This window comes from Halomonas marinisediminis (assembly GCF_004347715.1).
Lineage (GTDB): Bacteria > Pseudomonadota > Gammaproteobacteria > Pseudomonadales > Halomonadaceae > Halomonas > Halomonas icarae.
This window is the reverse complement of sequence record NZ_SLTR01000364.1, coordinates 1-281: the sequence shown is the minus strand read 5'-3', so window position 1 is coordinate 281 and position 281 is coordinate 1. Positions and strand designations below refer to the sequence as shown.

Genomic DNA, 281 nt, shown 5'->3' with positions numbered 1-281 from the left:
CGCGCGGCACGCCGTCGTCGATCGAGCGGGCAGCGTCGCTTTGGTCGCGCAAGGGGAGCCGCTCCGCCTCGCTCGCTTCCTTGCCGCCACAGACGATGATCGTGCCATCGGCGCGCCGGCCCGGGCGGCAGCGCGCGGCCTGGCTGCCGGTGATGATGCGCTGGGCCATGTTGGTGCCATCGGCATCGCTCAGCGTCGGCAGGCCCGGCCCCATTGGCGCCGGCACGCGGGCCGGTGCTGCGGTATCGTTCTGCGCCGGCGGCTGGGTGGCGGTGTCCTGT

The 281-nt window shown here is 74.4% G+C and carries 1 protein-coding gene; it reads right to left on the bottom strand.

Annotated elements, in window-relative coordinates:
• On the bottom strand, positions 1 to 281 hold a 281-nt coding region (locus E0702_RS19240; RefSeq protein WP_205742034.1), incomplete at both ends, for a hypothetical protein.